This window comes from Streptomyces sp. DSM 42067 (assembly GCF_055792885.1).
Genome location: NZ_CM147706.1, coordinates 7,063,236 through 7,081,997 on the forward strand (window position 1 = coordinate 7,063,236; position 18,762 = coordinate 7,081,997).

The 18,762-nt window shown below is 72.0% G+C and carries 16 protein-coding genes; 2 read left to right on the forward strand and 14 right to left on the reverse strand.

What is annotated here, in order from left to right; all coding sequences use genetic code 11:
• Positions 1–32: 32 nt before the first annotated feature.
• The 14 genes from ACSMXV_RS31895 to zapE all read right to left on the reverse strand — a co-directional run bounded on the left by ACSMXV_RS31895 (position 33) and on the right by zapE (position 17,246).
• On the reverse strand, positions 33–1,751 hold the full coding sequence (locus tag ACSMXV_RS31895; RefSeq protein ID WP_473174601.1) for an alpha/beta hydrolase: 1,719 nt from the start codon (positions 1,749–1,751) through the stop codon (positions 33–35).
• 160 nt (positions 1,752–1,911) lie between these two features.
• Positions 1,912–2,751 (reverse strand): TIGR04222 domain-containing membrane protein, encoded by an 840-nt coding sequence (locus ACSMXV_RS31900; protein WP_473174602.1) that lies wholly within the window; start codon positions 2,749–2,751, stop codon positions 1,912–1,914.
• A gap of 164 nt (positions 2,752–2,915) precedes the next feature.
• Positions 2,916–3,752: a DUF4142 domain-containing protein gene (locus tag ACSMXV_RS31905; RefSeq protein ID WP_473174603.1), complete on the reverse strand. Its 837-nt coding sequence runs from the start codon at positions 3,750–3,752 to the stop codon at positions 2,916–2,918.
• A gap of 119 nt (positions 3,753–3,871) precedes the next feature.
• Positions 3,872–4,897, reverse strand: coding sequence for a TIGR04222 domain-containing membrane protein (locus ACSMXV_RS31910; RefSeq protein WP_473174604.1), 1,026 nt, complete (start codon positions 4,895–4,897; stop codon positions 3,872–3,874).
• 4 nt (positions 4,898–4,901) lie between these two features.
• Positions 4,902–6,335 carry a multinuclear nonheme iron-dependent oxidase gene (locus ACSMXV_RS31915; protein WP_473174605.1) on the reverse strand — a complete coding sequence of 478 codons (1,434 nt, stop codon included), beginning with the start codon at positions 6,333–6,335 and terminating at the stop codon, positions 4,902–4,904.
• Positions 6,336–6,593: 258 nt separating this feature from the next.
• Positions 6,594–7,355 (reverse strand): DUF4142 domain-containing protein, encoded by a 762-nt coding sequence (locus tag ACSMXV_RS31920; protein WP_473179119.1) that lies wholly within the window; start codon positions 7,353–7,355, stop codon positions 6,594–6,596.
• Positions 7,356–7,580: 225 nt separating this feature from the next.
• A complete protein-coding gene (locus ACSMXV_RS31925; protein ID WP_473179120.1) occupies positions 7,581–8,288 on the reverse strand; it encodes a peptidyl-tRNA hydrolase in 708 nt (235 codons plus the stop codon).
• A 167-nt stretch (positions 8,289–8,455) separates the two neighbouring features.
• Positions 8,456–8,683, reverse strand: coding sequence for a hypothetical protein (locus ACSMXV_RS31930; RefSeq protein WP_473174606.1), 228 nt, complete (start codon positions 8,681–8,683; stop codon positions 8,456–8,458).
• 48 nt (positions 8,684–8,731) lie between these two features.
• Positions 8,732–9,640 carry a polysaccharide deacetylase family protein gene (locus ACSMXV_RS31935; RefSeq protein ID WP_473174607.1) on the reverse strand — a complete coding sequence of 303 codons (909 nt, stop codon included), beginning with the start codon at positions 9,638–9,640 and terminating at the stop codon, positions 8,732–8,734.
• 213 nt (positions 9,641–9,853) lie between these two features.
• Positions 9,854–10,123, reverse strand: coding sequence for a DUF1876 domain-containing protein (locus ACSMXV_RS31940; protein WP_473174608.1), 270 nt, complete (start codon positions 10,121–10,123; stop codon positions 9,854–9,856).
• Positions 10,124–10,377: 254 nt separating this feature from the next.
• Positions 10,378–11,871, reverse strand: a complete 1,494-nt coding sequence (locus ACSMXV_RS31945) for a PhoX family protein (protein WP_473174609.1) — start codon at positions 11,869–11,871, stop codon at positions 10,378–10,380.
• A gap of 126 nt (positions 11,872–11,997) precedes the next feature.
• Positions 11,998–13,041: a slipin family protein gene (locus ACSMXV_RS31950; RefSeq protein ID WP_473174610.1), complete on the reverse strand. Its 1,044-nt coding sequence runs from the start codon at positions 13,039–13,041 to the stop codon at positions 11,998–12,000.
• 667 nt (positions 13,042–13,708) lie between these two features.
• Positions 13,709–15,685, reverse strand: coding sequence for a potassium channel family protein (locus ACSMXV_RS31955; RefSeq protein ID WP_473179121.1), 1,977 nt, complete (start codon positions 15,683–15,685; stop codon positions 13,709–13,711).
• Positions 15,686–16,148: 463 nt separating this feature from the next.
• Positions 16,149–17,246: a cell division protein ZapE gene (zapE, locus tag ACSMXV_RS31960; RefSeq protein ID WP_473174611.1), complete on the reverse strand. Its 1,098-nt coding sequence runs from the start codon at positions 17,244–17,246 to the stop codon at positions 16,149–16,151.
• A 37-nt stretch (positions 17,247–17,283) separates the two neighbouring features.
• On the opposite strand from zapE, the gene ACSMXV_RS31965 reads away from it, so the two are divergent.
• Positions 17,284–18,087, forward strand: coding sequence for a pyrimidine reductase family protein (locus ACSMXV_RS31965; protein WP_473174612.1), 804 nt, complete (start codon positions 17,284–17,286; stop codon positions 18,085–18,087).
• 129 nt (positions 18,088–18,216) lie between these two features.
• Positions 18,217–18,690: an indole-3-glycerol phosphate synthase gene (locus ACSMXV_RS31970; protein ID WP_181863520.1), complete on the forward strand. Its 474-nt coding sequence runs from the start codon at positions 18,217–18,219 to the stop codon at positions 18,688–18,690.
• Positions 18,691–18,762 lie beyond the last annotated feature (72 nt).

Below are 18,762 nucleotides of genomic sequence, written 5' to 3' on the forward strand. Positions count from 1 at the left end.
GGGTGGGCACAACCCCCGACGTACAGCAGGCTCTACGTCGGGCCCGCTCCCGTTGAGCCGGAGCGCAGCGACAACGGCTTCGGCTCGGCATGCGGGGCGCAGCCGGCGCGGAGCGTCGGCAGGCGCCCCGCCAGCAGATACGCGTCCAGGTACCCGTTGACGCACTGGTTGGCGCCGCCCCCGATGCCGTGCGTGCCCGCGCCCCGCTCCGTCACAAGGACGGAGCCGGGCAGCCGGAGCTGCAGTTCCTGCGCCCCCTGGTAGGGCGTGGCCGCGTCCCGCTCGGCCGCCAGGATCAGGGTCGGCGGCAGCGCGCCCTCGGCGGTGCCCACGTCGACGGGCTGCTGCCGCGGCGCCGGCCAGAAGGCACACGGCAGGTTCATCCAGGCGTTGTCCCAGGTCGTGAAGGGCGCCACGCGCGCGAGACGGGTGTTGTCGCGGTCCCAGGTCGCCCAGTCCGTGGGCCAGGGCGCGTCGTTGCACTCGACCGCCGTGTAGACGGCGGCGCTGTTCTCCTCCTCGCCGGCCACCTGCGGATGCGGGGCCGCCTGGCCGATCAACGGCTGAGGGTTGCCCCTCAGATACTCGGTGAGCGCGGCGGCACGCATCGGCCAGTAGTCGTCGTAGTAGCCCGCCTTCAGATACGCGGCCTGCAGCTGGCCGGGGCCGACCTTGCCGCCCGCCGGCCGCCGCGCGAGCTCCGCCCGTACCTTCTCGTAGCTCAGCTGCACCGCCTCGGGCGTGGCGCCCAGGTGGTACGTGCTGTCGTGCCTGGCCACCCAGGTGCGGAAGTCCTCCCAGCGCTGCTCGAAGGCGAACGACTGGTCGAGGTTGTTGCGGTACCAGATCTGCCGCGGGTCCGGATCGACCGCCGAGTCGAAGACCATGCGGCGCACGTGCGAGGGGAAGAGCGTGGCGTGGACGGCCCCGATGTACGTGCCGTAGGAGGCGCCGACGAACGTCAGCTTCCGCTCTCCGAGCGCGGCGCGCAGCACGTCCAGATCCCGGGCGTTGTTGAGCGTCGTGTAGTGCCGCAGCGCGGTCCCCGCCCTGCGCGCACAGCCCTGGGCGTACGCCTTGGCCTCCGCGATGTGCTGCTTCTTGTACGACTCGGAAGGGTGCGTAGGCGCTTGCGTCGGCGCCTGCACGAACTGCTTCGGGTCCTGGCAGGACAGCGGCGCCGACCGGCCGACGCCGCGCGGGGCGTAGCCGACCAGGTCGTACGCGGCCGCGATGCGCTGCCACTCGGGCATGCCGCCGGCCATCGGGAAGTACATGCCGGAGGCGCCGGGGCCGCCGGGGTTGAAGACGAGTGCCCCCTGGCGGGCGACCGGAGCGCTCTTGCCGCCGCCCTTGCCGTTCCTGCCGTTCCTGTCGTCGCCGCCGGTGACGGGCGCATTGCCGGCGGCCTCGACCCGGCCGGTGGCCTCGACGCGGCTGACGGTCAGTTTGATCTGCTTGCCGTCGGGGTCGGCGTAGTCGAGCGGCACGGTCACCGTGCCGCACCGGATGTGGTCAGGGAGGTTCTCCACCTCGGGACAGGCGCCGAAGCGGATACCGGCGGCCGCGGCGCGCGCGGCGGCGACAGCGGTGCCGCGCATCTCCGCTGCGGCGCTGTCGGCCGAGGTGCTGTGGGCCGAGGTGCTTGTGGCCGAGGTGCTCCCGGTCGGGGTGTTGCTGCCCGCGGGTGCTGCGACGAGGGCCGTGAGGACCATGGACCCGGCGACTCCGCTGATGACGGCTGCTCTCATCGCTCTTCGGCATCCCTTCGTTCGGCTCGTCCGGCGCATGGGCGCTCATGCCGCCGACGGCTGATGGAACGTCAGAAGGCCGATGTCAGGGACCAACTGAACAAAAGGGATAATTAGATCGGTGAACGGTGAAGTAAAGCACCGGACCGCCGGTGTCGGGTCAATGACCCCGTTGCGTCGCCTCCCGGTCGGACGCGCCATGCGCGAACGCCGCCCTGAGGTCGGGATCGGGGACGGCGTGGATGCCCCGGACGGCCACAGTCGTGAGATACGCCCGGTCGTCGGCGGCACCGTCTTGCGGCGCCAGACTCCCCAGCAGTCGCTGACCGGCCGGTGACGCCCAGCGCGTGTACGGATGCACTTCAAAACGGGCGATGGCCAGACAGCCGAGCGTGAGCAGCAGAGGCAACGCGAACCAGGCCACGACCGGAACGCGGTAACCCTGCGCCACCTGCTCCGTCGGCATCAGCAGCGCGACTCCCCCCAGCACCGCCACGGCCACCGCGGCCGCCTGCACCTGGCGCACCGCGCCCGCCACCGTCGTACGCGCCCCGTCCGGCACGGCGAGGCCCGCCGCGACCAGCCGGTCGGCGAGTGCGCGCACCGCCTCCGCGGCCGCAGCCGCGGAACGTATCGGCGCTATCCGGGACTGGCCACCGGGGCCGATCGCTCCCAGCACCGACCGCTCCATGTCGTCCCGCCCCTGCGCGTCGACCACGGTCGCCCAGCCGGTGTGCGCGAGCAGCAGCCGGCGCTGACGGGCCATCGCCACCAGGGTCAGGTCGGCGACCCGGTAGGGGCCGCCGGACAGGAAGGCGGCCTCGTAGAGCGTCAACTCACGGTCGTGGCCACCGAGGTGGTCATGGTCGCGGCCGGTGACGGATTCCGCCGCCGCGGTGTCCGCCTCGAGGGCGGCGGCACGGAGGGCCGCCAGACACAGCCGGGCGCAGGAGACGCCGGCTGCGGCCCAGGCGAGAAGCAGGAGAGGGACCCAGAACATGGCGGCTTTCTATGCGATGAAGTCGCCGTTGGCCATGGTGTGTTCAGGATGTGGACGGAGTGTGTTCCATAGGTGACGTTCTGTCCGCTCCGGCCGCCGGGCCGCCTGCTCGTCGCAGGATTTCCGGAGCCTCAGCCTGGGCCTTCTCGGCGGCCTCGACCTGACTACTCGTCCTTCTCCTTCTCCTCCGTGTCCTTCTCCTCGCTCTTGTCGTCCTTGTCATCCTTGCTCTTGCCCGGGTCGGTGCTCTCGTCGCCCGTGTCCGCCGGCTTCGGCCGGGACGCGGCCGGAGGCAGCGAGAAGGAGTCGGAGGGAGTGACCGGTACGGGCGGGCTGGGGGAACGGGCCGGGCCGGGCGGCGCGGGGGAACTGGTCACCGGTTGCGGGCCGGTCGTGGCGGCGTCCCTCGCTATCGCGTCGAAGTCCACGAGCCCCGTGTCCTCGAGCACCGTGATGTGGTCCAGGACCGTGGTGTTGGCGTCGTCGGCGAGGTCGCGGACCAGCGAGTTGCGGGTGGTGGCGCGCACCTGCGCCACGACGGAGAAGACCTTGCCGTGGGCGCGCCGCAGGATGTTCGCGAACAGCGTGTCGTACGCGTCGCCGCGTGCCGCACTCAGCTCCGTGAGCCATGCGCGCTGCTGGGCGTTCGGCTGGTTGGGCAGTTCGAGGCTGAGCTGTGCGGCGACCTCGCGTACCCGTGCGTCCAGAAAGGTGTGACCCTCGATCAGGTGCTCACCGGCGGTCTGCACGGCCTTCGTGGTGCCGCGCTCCTCGGCCTGCTGGCCCGCGGGCAGCTCCCACAGGCCCGCGAGCCGCACCTTGGTGATGAAGTCCCGGTCCAGAGCGGACAGCGGGCCGTATCTGGTCGAGACGGTCTGGGCGTTGAGCGTGTCCAGGCCGGTGCCCGAGCGGTCCGCGTAAGACCAGATGGGGAAGATCAGCGCGACCAGTGTCGCGGTGAGCCCCGCGACGATCAGTCCGGTGCCGTTGATGGATCGCATGGTGCCTCCTGTTGCGGCACCGCACGCTAATGCGCTTCGGGTACGCGCTGTCGCCATACGCGCATGAGTACGTCAACTTCGGTACGCGGTGCGCCGCAGGAGGGCTACGAGGAGCTTCCTCAGCTCGATCCACCGCCGCCGCAGCTCGACCCACCGGACGACCCTCCGCAGCTCGACCCACCGGACGACCCTCCGCAGCTCGAACCGCCCGAAGAGCTCCCGCAGCTGGACCCTCCGCAGCTCGAACCGCCGCACGAGGAACCACCGCCGGAGCCACCTGCTCCGCCTCCGCCGCACCATATGACGGTGCCGCCGACCCACAGCGAGGCGTCATGGGAGGCGGACGAGGAGGAGCCGGAGGACGAGCTGCCGCCCACGCTCACCCGCGTCCGAGCGGCCGCCGCCAGCCGGGTCCGCAGCTCCGGGTCTGGCACCGCGCGCGGGCCGCCCATAGCCACCAGGTGCGCGGCGCCCCCGGTTCGGGCGGCGGGGGATGCCGCGTACTGGCGCAGGGCACTCCGGCCGGCGCCGGTCAGCCGTTTCCCGGCACGGGCAGAGCACACCGCTCCGACCACGATGCCGAACAGCACGGCAGGGAAAACCTGGAAGACAAAAGGCAATGCGAAGTCGTACCCGTCATAGTGTGCGAACTGTACGAAGGTCAGGACGATCGCAAGCGGGAAACCCGCCAGGCACAGCAGGATCTGCGTGATGGCCCAGCGGCGGATCGGGCGCAGCGCGCCGGGCTGGATCAGCAGGCCGCGTGCCGCGAGCCCGTCGCCGATCGACTGGACGGCGGGACTGCGCATCACGCCGACGCGCAGCTGGTGCAGGGCGCCGTTGGGAGCGGCGGAGTGTGCTGTGATCAGCGCGCTCTCAGCGGTGTTGTGGGCGGCGGCGCCCTGCCGGATCGAGACGATGCCCGGCCATCCGACGATCAGCCGCCCGTCCTCGTGCATTGCGCTGATCACCGTGTCCGCGACCCGGCCGGGCCCGCCGGACAGGAAGGCGGCTTCCAGAGCGTCGTGCAGGAACGCGCCGACGGGCGCACCGCCGCCGTGCGACCTGGCGAGCGCGATGATCAGGGCGATCGAGGAACCGCCGATGAGCACGTAGTACAGGATCGAGATCGTCACGGTGTCCATGACGTCACCCCCGGTGCAGCGCGAGGCGGGACGCGGCGGCGCGGACCAGGCGGGCCACGGGGCGCGGGGACGGCGGCTTCGGACCGGTCCGTTCGAGCCACCACTCCGTCAACTGCCGCCTGGTCTCGGCGTTTTCGAGCTTCCCGGCGAGCAGCAGATGCTCGGCGAAGCCGAGCGCGTCACGACGGTAACCAGCGGTCATCGGTTGCTTCCGGGCGTACGCGAAGAAGGAGGCGCGGTACGTGTCCCCGAGGATTCCCGGAAGTTCGGGCGCGACCTTGGCGATGACGTCGGCCCGCTTGGAGGTGAGCGCTTGGGACTGCACCTTCAGCCGCGCCCGGTCGAACCCCTCGGGGACGGGCGTCCCGCCGACCAGCGCGGACAGCAGCGAGGCCTGCGCGAGCGCGACGCGCTGGCGTGCCGCGCCGGCTCCACGGCTTTCGTCCGGGAGGGCGGCCTCTGCACGAGTGTCCGCCGGGACGACCTCACCACGGGCTTCCGCCGGGACGGCGGCCTCCGCACGGCTTTCCGTCGGATCGGCGGCCTCCGCACGGCCTTCCTTCGGGGCGGCGGCCTCCCCACGGTTTTCCTTCGCGTCGGCGACCTCCCCCGCCGATGCCCGCGACACTGTCGACCGGATCGCGTCGAGCTCCGCCTCCAGCTCCTCCGTGTCCGGGAAGTTCTCGTCGCGCTCCAGCAGGACGCCCGGCGGGGTCACGCGGGAGGCCAGGTCGGCGAGGATGTCGAGGACCGGCTCCGGGACCGGGTGGGCGTGGCTGTCATGCCACACGCCGTCGCGCTCGAAGCCGCCCGCCACATGGACGTAGGCGATGGCCTCGACGGGCAGTGTGTCGAGTGCCGCCGACGGGTCCTCACCTCGGTTGACGTGGTTGGTGTGCAGGTTCGCCACGTCGATGAGCAGACGTACGCCGGTGCGCTCCACCAGTTCGTACAGAAACTGCCCCTCGGTCATCTCCTCGCCCGGCCAGGAGATCAGCGCCGCGATGTTCTCCAGGGCCAGCGGCACCGGCAGTGCGTCCTGCGCGATCCGTACGTTCTCGCAGAGCACGTCCAGCGCGTCGCGGGTGCGCGGCACCGGCAGCAGGTGCCCCGCCTCCAGCTGCTGCGAGGCGGTGAGCGCGCCACCGGCCCGTACGAACGCGATGTGCTCCGTGACGAGCGGGGCGCCCAGGGCCCGCGCGCGCTCGGCGAGGGCGGTCAGCCGCTCCTCGTCGGGACGGTCCGCGCCGCCCAGGCCGAGCGACACCCCGTGCGGCACCACCGTGACACCGCGCTCGCGCAGCCGCCGCAGGGACTCGGGAAGGTGCCCTGGACACACGTTCTCCGCGACGACCTCGACCCAGTCGATGCCCGGCATCCGTTCCACCGCGTCGGCGATCTCCGGCCGCCAGCCGATTCCGGTACCCAAGTGCTGCATGTTTCCCCCTCCTTCACTCAGACCCTGTGTGGCCTCCGCCGGCAGCCGATACGCGGCGTGCCGATGTGACGGAGTCATGGCCCCGGTGCCTGGCACCGAACCCACGTACGGGGACGTTCAGAGCAACATTTGAGGTTCCGGCGCCAGGGAGGCCAGGGAGACCCGCACTGCCTGGGACCGGTCGTGGGAGTGGTCGGCCTACTCGGGACCGGGCTACTCGGGACCGGGCTACTCGGGACCGGGCTACTCGGGACCGGGCTACTCGGGAGCGGGCCGGTCCGTGTTGACCTGTCCCGGCGCCGTGGGCGACGGCCGTGAGGTGACCGAGATGTCGCCGGTCGGGCCGGCCGGCGGTGCCGACGGTGCGATGCCGGAGGGCGGCGGAGGCCCGGTGGGGCTCGCGGTCTGGGTGGCCGCGGAACCGTTCGCTATCGCGTCGAAGTCGACCATCCCGGTGCTTTCGAGCATCGTGATGTGGTCGAGCACGGTCTGATTGGCGTCCGTGGCCAGCTGCCGGATCAGGGCGTTGCGGGTGCTGTCGCGCACCTGGGCGATCACGCTGAACACCTTGCCGTGCGCGGCACGCAGCAGGTTGGCGAACTTCCGCTCGTACTCCTGTCCCTGCGCCTCCGTCAGCTCGCGCAGCCAGCCCTGCTGTTGTTCGGTCGGCTGGTTGGGCAGCTCGATGTTGAGCTGCGCGGCGACGTTCCGTACCCGCTCGTCGAGATCGGTGTGGCCGACGATCAGATGGTCACCCGTCGCCTTGATCGCCTCGGTGGGCGCCCGTTCCAGGGCCTGCTGGCCTGCGGGTATCTCCCACAGGCCGGCGAGACGCACCTTGACCACCAGTTCGCGGTCCAGGGTGGAGAGCGGCCCCCAGCGCGTGGCCACGGTGCCCGCGGCCAGGTTGGCGGGGCCGGTGCCCGACCGGTCGGCGTACGACCAGACGGGGAAGGCGAGAGCGCCGATGGTGGCGACGAGTGCCGCGATGACGAGTCCCGTGCCGTTGATCCGCCGCAGCAAATGAGCCTCCCGGTGTGCCAGCTGCCTCTGCTCGATCACCTGAATCAACCGCCGCGTGCAAAGCACTTCAACCTACTTGGCGGTATCGAGAGGTACGTAGGCAGTGGCCGGGATGTTCACCGGGATATTCACCGGCATGTTCGAGGGCCGGTGAACGGGTCGGCGCCTTGTCTCGGGCCGCGTCCTGCTTCGGCCTGCGGACAGTCCGGGGCCTTCGCCCGGTCAGCGACGCCGGTGCAGCGCCGGATGGTCCGCGACCACTGTGCACGAGCCGGGGGCGATCTCCGTGAAGCCCGCGTCGCGCACCACCGGCAGTCCGCCCGAGGTGAGTTCGTCCCAGTGAGCGGGGTCCGCCGTCCGTACGGACAGCGTGAAGCCCGCGTCGCGCCAGGCCGTGCGCTCCTCGTCCGGCAGCCCCCACCACGCGAGTTGGGCACCGTGGCCCGCCTGGGCCATCGCCTTGCCCGCCGACATCTCGACGCCGGGGTTCAGCCACAGCACAGGAGCGCTCCCATCGGCGTCGGCCGGGGGCTCCGGGTCGTCGAGGTCCGTGCCCGACACCTGCAGACGCGCCAGGTCCTTCGGCCAGCCGTCCAACGGCACCGGCGGGAAGACCCGCACCTCGGCGGACTTGCCGGGGACCGTGATGCCGGGCAGTGCCTCGGCCCGCCGCCACTCGGACCCACGCGCTCGCCGCACCACCTTGCGGATCCGCGCGTCCTCCCAGTCCCGCACCGCCTGTGCCCACGCCCCGTCGCCCAGCGACCGCTCGTCGCTCAACATCCTCAGGACGGCACGGGCGGCGGTCTCCAACGCGTCCGTACGGGCCGGGGGAGCGGCGCGCTCGATGCGTACCACCAGGGGCAGTACGAACTGGGTGACGGTGTCGCGCACGGTGCGCCCGGAACGGAAGGGGCTCTCCGGGGCCACGCATCCGGACTCCGTGGTGCTCGAGGCGCGTGGGGGCGCGGATGCGGTGGTCGTGTCGGTGTCGGGCGCATTGGGGGCGTCGTGGCTGCTCACCGGTCCAGTCTGCCAGGGGGATGATCGGTTCTTCCGGCCTGGCCGGGCCGGCCGGTACCGTACCGGCCGGCGCCTCAGCCGGAGCAGGCGCTGCGCTGCGCCTCCTGCCACTCGCAGACCGGGCACAGCGTGATGCCCTTGTACGACTCCGGATACTCGGTGGGCTCCCGGCACAGTACGCACTCGGCGAAGGGAGGGCCGTCCGCCTTCACGTGCGTGGCGGTGCCGGGCGCGGCCGCGGCGGTGTCGGCGGCGGCGTCCGGGCCGGTCGCGCTGCCGGTGGTGCAGTAGGAGTCCTCCATGCCGCCAGCCTAGAACGCGACGCCCCGGGCCCCTCGCCGGTCGACCGCCTATCCGCGGCCGCCGGCCTCCGCCCCGATCAGCTCCGACACCTTCACGAAGCGGAACCCGCGGTCCCGCAGCTCCGGGACGATCGTGCGTACCGCCTTCTCCGTCGCCGGAGCCGCGCTGCGCGTGCAGTGCATCACCACGACGGAACCGGGCCGGACCCCGTCCAGCACCTGCTGCGCCACCGCATCGGCATCCGTCGCGAACGCGTCGCCGCTCACGACGTCCCACTGCACGGCCGTGACGCCGACCGGGGTCAGCTCCCGGAGGGCACGGTCGTCGTAACAGCCGCCCGGGAAACGGAAGTACGGCATCGCGTGCGCCACGCCCGCCTCGCGGAACGCCGTGAAGGCGCGCTCCACGTCGGAGCGCATCCGTGCGGTCCCGATGGTCGGCAGGCCGTAGCAGTCGGAGGTGAAGGCGTAGTGGCTGTACGAATGGTTGGCGATCTCGAAGAGGGGGTCCTGCGCAAGGGAACGGGCCTCGTCCGGGTACTCCTCGGCCCACCGTCCGGTCATGAAGACGGTCGACGGCACCTTCAGGCGGCGCAGTGTGGCGACGAGCTCGGGGTTGTCGAAGCGTTCCCCGGCTGCCGCGCGTGAGCCCTGGTCCGCGGTCATGTCGGCGTCGAAGGTGAGCGCCACTGTTTTCCCGCCGGTGCGCGGACCGTTCGTGAACACCGGGGTCAGTCCGGCGGGGCCGGGCGCGAGGGTGGGCGGCCGGGACGACGTGGCCGAGGGCGATGCGGTGGAGGCCGGCGATGCGGTGGTGGCGGCCGGCGGGCCTGGGCGCTCCGGGAGTCCGGCGTCCTGCACGCCGTGGGCGCCGCACCCGACGAGTGCGGCGCCCAGCGCGCAGAGCGAGGCGCTCCACGCACGGCGCGTGATGATTCTCCGTGCAGAGGTGATCACCCAGCGAACATATAGTGCTAAAACCGACCTATCGGCGAGGCGAAGCGCCGTACGCCCTCGTTCGCCCCGCCGAAGTCACCCGCTCACCGGAACCGGACTCACCCGCTCGCCGGAACCGGAGTCATCGCTCACCGGAATCGAGTCACCCGGCCACCGGATGCACAGTGAGCCGTCTGCCGCGTCCGCGGTTGGCCAGACAGCGGCCTCACGTGATCACGGGTGCGGATGCGCCGGCACGTGCGTGGACTCCTCGATCTCATGGGCCGCCTTGCGCAGCAGCTGCCGCGCCAGGTCGTTGAGCGCCCGTGCCGCGGCCAGCTCCTCGCCGACGCGATTCTGCACCGGGTCGTCCGGGTGCCGTTTGGCATGCCCGTGAGCCTTGAGCTCGGTGCTGTCCGGAAGCCTCAGCGCCGCGTTGGCCCCGGTGTCGTTGCCGTCTTCCTGGATGCCCAGATCCACATGCCAGGTTGCGTCGTTCTGCATGGCGATCGCCTTCTTTCCTACGTGCTCGCCATCGCGTTGCACCGCTGCGGGACGCCCGGAATCCCCGTATTCAATCCTGTACGTCCGAAAGGGTGTCGTCCAATCCTGTACGCCCCCGAATGCGCAGGCGCAAGCCGTGGAGGGACGCGGTGACAGTGCGTACCGCACGGGAGCTCTGAGTGCCGCAAGGCGGAGGCTGTGGGTGCCGGAGCGGCCCGGGCGCACGGGCCCGGGCCGCTCCTGGTTCCGGACTGTTACCAGGGCCCCGTCACCGCGAAGGTCGTGCCGGGCGTGTAGCAGTTGACGTACATGGTGTCGCCGTCGGGGGAGAAGGTCACGCCGGCGAACTCTCCCCACTCCGGCGCCTCGGGTGTACCAATGTTCTGACGCCCGCGCGCCATCGCGTAGACCTCGCCGCGCCGCGTCACGCCGTACACGTGCTGGGCGCCCTCGCCGTCCTCGCAGACCATGAGGCCGCCGCTGGGCGCCAGGCAGATGTTGTCCGGTTCCTCGCCGGGCAGCTGCACATCGGTGCCCGGGCCGAAGACGATCACCAGGGTGAGGCGGCGCCGGGCGGGGTCGTACCGCCAGATCTGCCCGAAGTGGTCGGCGGCCGAGCCCTCGCGGCTGCGCGCGTACGACGAGACGAAGTACACGGACGTGCCGCCCCAGTAGCAGCCCTCGAGCTTCTGTGCGTGCGTGATGCCCTTCGGGCCGAAGTCCTGGAGGCGGATGGGTGTCGAGGTGGCGAGCGGGTCCGGGACGTCGGCCCACTCGATGCCGTCGAACGTCGTGCCCGTCTCCTGGATGGCGGAGAGGTCCGGCACCCCCGGTACGCGCATGGCCTGCAGCCTGCCGCCCGCGCGAAGGGAGCCGAGCCCGCCCTCCGGCTTCTCGGGCAGGAAGCGGTAGAAGAGGCCGAAGGGTTTTTCGAAGGCGTCCTCGGTCTCGTAGACGATGCCGCGCTGCGGATCGACGGCGATCGCCTCGTGCTGGAAGCGGCCCATCGCGGTCAGCGGCACGGCGCCGGAGCGGCGCGGGTCGGACGGGTGGACCTCGAAGATGAAACCGTGGTCCTTGGTGTAGCCGTTGGTGCCGGCCTTGTCCTCGGTCTCCTCGCAGGTCAGCCAGGTGCCCCAAGGGGTCGGCCCGCCCGCGCAGTTGACGGCGGTGCCGGCGATCGCGACGCGCTCGTCCAGGACGTCGTTGCGGCCGTCGAGGGTCAGCGCGGTACAGCCGCCCTTGGCGGCCGGGTCGTAGGTGAGGCCGTCGACCGTCGGCACCGGGACCCTGCCGGTGACGCGGTTCTCGTGGTTGCGCACGAGGTGGACGCGGCCCTGTCTGCCGGCGAAGGCGGCCATGCCGTCATGGTTGCTGGGCACCATGCCCTCACCCGAGCGCAGGGGGTCGCCCTCGCGGGAGAGCACCTTGTAGCGGAACCCTTTCGGGAGGTCGAGCAGGCCGTCCGGGTCGGGTACGAGGGGGCCGTATCCGGTCCTGCCCTGGGCGGCGGCCGTACCCGCGAAGAGTTCGGAGAGTGCGCCGGTGAAGGCGATCCCCGCGCCCACCGCGCCGGTACGGGCGAGGACTTGGCGTCGTGTCGCGGACTGCTGTCCCGAGGGCCGGCTGCCCTCCGATGGCCGGTGCTCCGAGGGGCCGTGCTCCGAGGGGCGGTGTTCCGACGATCGTCGTTCCGCGGACCGTTGTTCCGGGAAGCGCGCGGACGCGGGCTGTGCGGACGCAGACATGGTTCAACCTCCTGCTGGCGGACAGGAACTGTGACCCGCCTGTGTGTAGCACGCACCAAGGGTCTCGGGAACCACGCCTGTCGCCGGAGACCACGCCAGTGGCCTCCGGCGGCTCGTCCGGCCTTATCAGGCCTTGGCCTTGTCGGCCTTGTGGGAGGAGGGCTCAGGCGTCTCGAGAGTGGCGTTCAAGGGTGTCCAGGAGGGCGCCTCGAGCTCAGGCGACTCGTCCGGCGTGCCGGTGCCGGTGCCGGTGCCGGTGCTGATGCCGGTCGGTGCATCGGCTTCGGCTTCGGCCGGTGCCTCTGCTCGGGTGGACGCGTCCGCTTGGGTCGCTGTATCCACCTGGGCCGGTGCATCCGCCTGGGTCACCGGTGCCGCAGTGGAAGCGGGGGTCGGAGTCGGCGCGCCCTGCTGCTGGGCGCGTTCGAGGAAGCGCAGCAACTCCACGGGGAAGGGCAGCACCAGCGTGGAGTTCTTCTCGGCGGCGACCGCCACCACGGTCTGCAGGAGGCGGAGTTGGAGCGCGGCGGGCTGGTTGGACATGACCCCGGCGGCCTCAGCCAGCTTCTTGGAGGCCTGCAGCTCCGCGTCGGCGTTGATGACGCGGGCGCGACGTTCCCGGTCGGCCTCGGCCTGGCGGGCCATGGACCGCTTCATCGTGTCGGGCAGGGACACGTCCTTGATCTCGACGCGGTCGATCTGCACGCCCCATCCCACCGCCGGACTGTCGATCATCAGCTCCAGGCCCTGGTTGAGCTTCTCCCTGTTCGACAGGAGGTCGTCCAGGTCGCTCTTGCCGATGATCGAGCGCAGCGACGTCTGCGCCATCTGGGAGACGGCGAAGCGGTAGTCCTCGACCTGGACGATCGCGTAGGTCGCGTCGACCACCTTGAAGTAGACCACCGCGTCGACGCGCACCGTCACGTTGTCCCGTGTGATCCCCTCCTGCGCGGGCACGGGCATCGTCACGATCTGCATGTTCACCTTCCGCAGCCGGTCCACCACGGGGATGATCATGGTGAAGCCCGGTTTGCGTACGCCCTCGAGCACGCGCCCGAGGCGGAAGACCACGCCCCGCTCGTACTGTTTGACGATCTTGGCTGCCGCCATGACGTACACCACCGCGGCAGAACCCAATCCCGCCGCCGCTGCCAGCAGGTCCTCGAGCATGACGACCCCCTCAAGCCTGATGCCGTCCAAGGCGCCTGAAATGTGCCGTTACTGGCACTATTGCCACGATATGACTTGATCGGTGCGCGGTCGAGCACGGTGCACGGTCGAGCACGGTGCGCGGCTTTCCGCACAGCCGCACAGCCGCACAGCCGCACATCGGCCGTGCCGCGGACGCGCGGGCAACCATGCCGCGGCCATGCGGCAGCCGCGCCGCGCCCGCACGCCCAGCTTCCTTCTGCGTGCCGCAGGCCGCGTCACCGGTCACGGCGAGCCGACTGCCCCCGCCGCCACCAGGAGCTCATGGAGCAGGTGCGATGCGGTGATCACACCGAGCAGCCGCGTGTCCCCGCTTCGGGGCCCGCGCGACTGCCGGTCAGCGTCCGTACGCCGGTCCGCACCCGTGCGCCGGTCCGCACCCGTACTCCGGTCAGGGCCGTACGCCGACCGGGCCCGCACGCCGACCCGGGCCCGTACGCCGACCGGGGCCCGTACGCCGGTCAGGGCCGTACACCGACCGGGCCCGTACGCCGGTCAGGGCCCGTAGCTGGTCAGGGCCCGTAGCTGGTCAGGGCTGTACGCCGACCGGGGCCCGTGGGCCGGTCAGGGCCTATGGGTCTATGGGCGTATGGGCGTATGGGCGCATGCAGTCAGGGTCGTACGCCGTTCAGGAGGCATGCGTGCGCTGCCGGGTCCGCCGCCCGAGGAGTTCCGCCAGGCCCCGGCGCGTGGCGGCAAGGACGACACGGTCCTCGGGGCGCAGCACATGTCCGGGGTGCAGATCCCAGACCAGGTCCGGCGGCCGCTTGTCCGCGTACGGCGAGGACGCGGTGGACAGGTCGGGCAGCCGGTCCCCGGGGGCGGCGGAGTCCAGGGCGAGCACCCGCCAGGAGCCGGGCCTGAAGGCCTCCTCGACCGTGCGGCCCTCCAGCTGCGGATGACCGGCCACGTCGACGGCGGCGATCAGCAGCACCTGCCGCTCGACCGGGATCGCCCCCAGGACCTGACGGCCCATCATGGCCCCGGCGAAGGCGGGCGCGGCGAGATGCGAGACGCTGCGGCTGCGGGTCAGCGCGCCCGGGTGCGCTGCGCGCAGGGTGCGGTAGACGGCGGTCGCGAAGTCGTCGTCGTACAGCCGCAGCGACACCCGCAGATCGGGCCTGACCGACCGGGCGACCAGCGCGGCCTCGAGGTTGGTGGTGTCGGAGCTGGTGAGCGCGAGCAGGGACTGCGCCCGATGGATCTTGGCGGCCTCCTGGACGCCCTCGTGCGTGATGTCGCCCAGGACCACCGGCACCCGTAGCCGCCGGGCGAGGGGGAGGCCCCGCGCCTCCGGGTCGGCCTCCACGCACACCACCGGGATGTCCAGCTCGCGCAGCCGCGCCAGCACCCGGGTGCCGATCTTGCCGAGGCCGAGGAGCACGACATGGCCGGACAGCCCGCGCGGCGGCCGACGCAGCGCGGACCCGTTGCGGAACGTGCCCAGCGCCTCCAGCACGGCGGCGAGCAGCACCGGAAGCAGCAGCAGACCGACAAGCCCGGACAGCAGCTGGAGGACCTTGCGGCTGGTCCCCTCGTCCACCGCCGGGTCGTTCATGCCGAAGAGATCCAGCAGCGTCAGATACGTGGCTGTCAGCGGATGCTCGCCGGTCGTCAGCATGGCCGCAACGACGAGGGCCACCATGCTGCCCACCAGCCACGCGAACGACCAGCGCAGCCGGCGCGACAGCAGCGAGGCGAAGGGCGCGCTGCGGCCGGCGGGCAGGGCCGGGCCCGAGTACGACACCGTCTCCAGCACGACCGTGCCGCGGCCGGTCGCCGAGCCCACCGACCGTTCGTCGGGCAGGAGCTGTGGCCCCTCCGCCCCGCTGCCTTCCGCTCCCTCGCTTCCCGCCGGGTCCGTGGAGGTCGCCGAGAGCAGAGCCAGGGTGCACAGCCCCGGGTCGGCCACATCGCCGGGCCCCGGCGGGGTGCGCTCCACCGCCCGCAGCAGCAGACCGTCGGCGTGGACGACCTTGCTGGTGCCCGCCACGGCGGTGGCGGCCAGGGCCGGTGCGGCGGTGTCGGCGTCCGACAGCACGGTGGTCGACGCGTCGTGGGGTTCCGCGTCCGGTCCGGGAGCGGCCAGCGCGGCCGCCTGGTCGAGCAGGGCCTCCAGGTGCTGGCCGAGCCGGCGGTTGTAGAGCCGGATCACCAGGCGCAGCCGCGGATTGATGCGGCGCGCGGTCAGCGCGGCCCGGATGTTCGTCTCGTCGTCGTCATGGACGAGTGCGAGGGCCGCCGCCTGCTCCACCCCTGCCTCGGCCAGGATCTCCTCCGTCGGCTCGGCGGCCTCCAGGAGCCGCTCGGGCGCGGGAGGTTCGCCGTTGCGGGCCGCGCCGTTGCCGGTCCCACGGTTGGCGCCCGCGCCGTTGGGTGCGCCACGGCTGGCGGCCCCACCGTTGGCGGCTGCGCCGTTGCCGGCCGTGCGCGTCACCGCTGCGGACATCCGCTCGAGCAGCGACGAGGCGGGCGCCCGCCCCACGACGGGCGGCCGCCCGCTCCGGCCGGCCGGCGGCACGACCAACGTCACCTGCTCGCCGTACAGCCCGCGCAGCTCGGCGGCGAGCCGGTGGGCGAGCGCATCGTCCCCGCAGACCACCATGTGGCCGGCGACGGGCGTGGAAGCGGTCTGCTGAGGCGGAAGGGTGGACATGATCAGCAAGACTGCCGCAGGCGCCCCACCGGTTCCACCGAATCCGGCAAACAGCTACGAACGGCCGCGCGAACGCACCCGAGCGCGCCTGACGCCTGACGCCGCCTCGCTCGCTGGAGGCACTAGGCGCCGTCCACCTGTGGGCAGTCGTCCGCTGGGGCATGGGGGTGCCCCCATGCCCTTAAGGCAGTGGGGGAGGGTGGGCACTGGGGGCACCTCCCAGCGTCAGCCGGGGGAGGAACCCGACGGCGCCGGGCTGCGCCCCCACGCGCACCACAGTGCCGTGGCGGCGGCCCGCCCGGCCGACCGCGCCAGGCGGCGGCCCGCCCGGCAGGCCACGCCTCGCGGCGGCCCCGCCCGCCGATACGCGGCCTCGCGTGGCCGCGGTCGGCGGCGTCCGGCCGCGCCCCGGCTACTCGCCGACCAGCCCCTTCGCGTCCCTCGCCAGCGCGGTCAGACGCGAGATCGCCCGGAAGTACTTCTTCCGGTAGCCGCCGCGCAGCATCTCCTCGCTGAAGAGCTGGTCGAAGGGCAGGCCGGAGGCCAGCACCGGGACTTCACGGTCGTACAGCCGGTCGGCGAGTACGACGAGGCGCAGCGCCGTCGACTGGTCCGGAACCGGCTGCACATCCGTCAGGCAGACCGCCTTCAGGCCGTCCGTCAGCGCGCCGTACCGGCTGGGGTGTACGCGCGCGAGGTGGTCCAGCAGATGCGGGAAGTCGTCCAGCGAGGCGTCAGGCGTGGCATACGCGGCCCGCGTCACCTGGTCGTCCGAGAACGGCGCGGGCGCTTCGGGAAGGCCGCGGTGGCGGTAGTCCTCGCCGTCGATCCGCAGAGGCCGGAAGTGCGCGGACAGGCCCTGTATCTCGCGGAGGAAGTCGGCGGCGGCGAACCGGCCCTCGCCGAGCTTGCCGGGCAGCGTGTTCGACGTCGCGGCGAGCGCCACGCCCGCGTCGACCAGCTTGCCGAGCAGCGTGGACACCAGCACGGTGTCACCCGGGTCGTCGAGCTCGAACTCGTCGATGCACAGCAGGCTGTGGCCGCTCAGCGTCTGCACGGTCTGCTGGAAGCCGAGCGCACCGACGAGATTGGTCAGCTCCACGAACGTGCCGAACGCCTTCTGCTCGCGCGCGGCCGGAGCGGCATGCCAGAGCGAGGCCAGCAGATGCGTCTTGCCGACGCCGTACCCGCCGTCGAGATACACGCCGCGCGGACCGGCCGGCACCGCGGGCTTCGCCCGCCCGCCGAACCACCTCCGCCGGCCGCTCCCGGAGGCGTGCGCCCCGCCGAGCCCGGCCGCGAAGCCGCTCAGGACCTGCACCGCCTCGCTCTGGCTGGGCTGGTTCGGGTCCGGAATGTACGTATCGAAGCGCACGGAGTCGAAGCGCGGCGGCGGCACCATCTCGGCGACGAGCCGGTCCGCGGGGACGTGGGGTTCGCGGGCGCACAGGGACTGCGGGGCCGCTTCGGTTATCGGGCTGTGCCCGCGGGCGGCTGTGGAGGACGACACGCTTCCCCACTTTAGGCGCCGTGGAAGACTGATCGACATGCGACGCCTGTTCCCTGTGACCGACGAAACAGTAGACCGTACGAGTTCCACGGAGGATCGTGCGGGTTTTGCGCAGTCCGCCGACCGCGAGTGGGGGCTGGAGGAACTCGCCGAGGCGTATGCATATCCGGGGAACCGGGACGTGTGGCTGCGCGCCAACATGGTGTCGACGCTCGATGGCGCGGCCCAGCACGAGGGCCGCTCGCAGCCCATCTCGTGCGAGACCGACATGCGTATCTTCGGCACGCTGCGCGGGCTCGCGGACGCCGTGGTCGTGGGCGCGGAGACCGTCCGTCTGGAGGGTTATCGCCCCGCACGCGCGCGTGAGGCCTTCGCCGCGCGCCGGGCCGCGGCCGGACAGGGCCCGGCGCCGGCCATCGCGGTCGTCAGCGCCAGCCTCGAGCTGGACTTCTCCCTGCCCCTCTTCACCGAGCCGCTCGTCCCCACCCTCCTGGTGACGGGTGCGGCTGCGCCCCTCACCCGCCTCCGGGCCGCGGAGGCGGCGGGCGTCGAGGTGGTGATCGCCGGCGAGGGAGCGGGCGCGGAGCCGGCCCGGATCGTACGGGCGCTGGCCGACCGCGGTCTGAGGCGGCTGCTGACCGAGGGCGGGCCGCGCCTGCTCGGCCAGTTCGTGGCCGCGGACGCCCTGGACGAGCTGTGTCTGACGCTCTCTCCGATGGTGGCCTCGGGAGCGGCGCAGCGCATCGTCGGAGGCCCCGAGACGGATGTGCTGAAACGATTCGCCCTGTCCTCGCTCTTGGAGGACACTGGGTTCCTCTTCGCTCGCTACCGTCGTAAGTGACACACAGCGGAATCAGTCGTTCCGCTCCGTCTTCGCCAGGCAAACTGAATCTTGGATACCCCGTGCAGAGACGGGGCGGGCTGGTTTCCGAAGGGGCACTTCGCGGCCCATGGAGAGAGGGCTCCTGTCGTGTTCACGAGCGTATTGATGATCGAGAAGGCCCTGACATCCGCCGACGTGGAGTTCATCACCACCTTGCACGGCGACGAGGGCGCTTCCTTCCACGTGCTGCTGCAGCCGCGCGGTGAGCAGGCCGACCGCCTGCTGCGCGCGATCGACGACATCGCGATGGGCGAGATCGACGAGGCCGTCCGCGAGCACGAGACGCCCGAGGGCAAGGACGCGGCCGCCGTCGGCCGGCAGGCCCTCGAGGTCTCCCTCGCCGCCCTGCGCGCATCGGGCTGCACCGCGGAGGGGCGGCTCGTCGAGGACCACCCGCTCGACGCGCTCAAGACGCTGGTCGAGGAGACGGACGCCGACGAGGTCATCGTGCTGACCGACCCCCACTACGTGGAGGAGTTCTTCCACCGCGACTGGGCGTCGCGGGCACGGCACAAGGTGGGGGTACCGGTCCTGAAACTGTTCTCGCACAAGAAGGCGTGAGGGTTGGTGGGGGCGGGTTGGCGGTACGAGCCGGCCGCAGAGCGTGGGGCGCCCGACTCGGCCGGCCGAGGG

What these genes read in the sequence shown, in the direction of transcription:
- ACSMXV_RS31950 (WP_473174610.1), bottom strand. Translation starts at nt 13,041, where the DNA reads ATGCTCGAGGACCTGCTGGCAGCGGCGGCGGGATTGGGTTCTGCCGCG.
- ACSMXV_RS31965 (WP_473174612.1), top strand. Translation starts at nt 17,284, where the DNA reads ATGCGACGCCTGTTCCCTGTGACCGACGAAACAGTAGACCGTACGAGT.
- ACSMXV_RS31945 (WP_473174609.1), bottom strand. Translation starts at nt 11,871, where the DNA reads ATGTCTGCGTCCGCACAGCCCGCGTCCGCGCGCTTCCCGGAACAACGG.
- ACSMXV_RS31940 (WP_473174608.1), bottom strand. Translation starts at nt 10,123, where the DNA reads ATGCAGAACGACGCAACCTGGCATGTGGATCTGGGCATCCAGGAAGAC.
- ACSMXV_RS31910 (WP_473174604.1), bottom strand. Translation starts at nt 4,897, where the DNA reads ATGGACACCGTGACGATCTCGATCCTGTACTACGTGCTCATCGGCGGT.
- ACSMXV_RS31955 (WP_473179121.1), bottom strand. Translation starts at nt 15,685, where the DNA reads ATGGTGGTCTGCGGGGACGATGCGCTCGCCCACCGGCTCGCCGCCGAG.
- ACSMXV_RS31905 (WP_473174603.1), bottom strand. Translation starts at nt 3,752, where the DNA reads ATGCGATCCATCAACGGCACCGGACTGATCGTCGCGGGGCTCACCGCG.
- ACSMXV_RS31900 (WP_473174602.1), bottom strand. Translation starts at nt 2,751, where the DNA reads ATGTTCTGGGTCCCTCTCCTGCTTCTCGCCTGGGCCGCAGCCGGCGTC.
- ACSMXV_RS31895 (WP_473174601.1), bottom strand. Translation starts at nt 1,751, where the DNA reads ATGAGAGCAGCCGTCATCAGCGGAGTCGCCGGGTCCATGGTCCTCACG.
- ACSMXV_RS31915 (WP_473174605.1), bottom strand. Translation starts at nt 6,335, where the DNA reads ATGCAGCACTTGGGTACCGGAATCGGCTGGCGGCCGGAGATCGCCGAC.
- ACSMXV_RS31930 (WP_473174606.1), bottom strand. Translation starts at nt 8,683, where the DNA reads ATGGAGGACTCCTACTGCACCACCGGCAGCGCGACCGGCCCGGACGCC.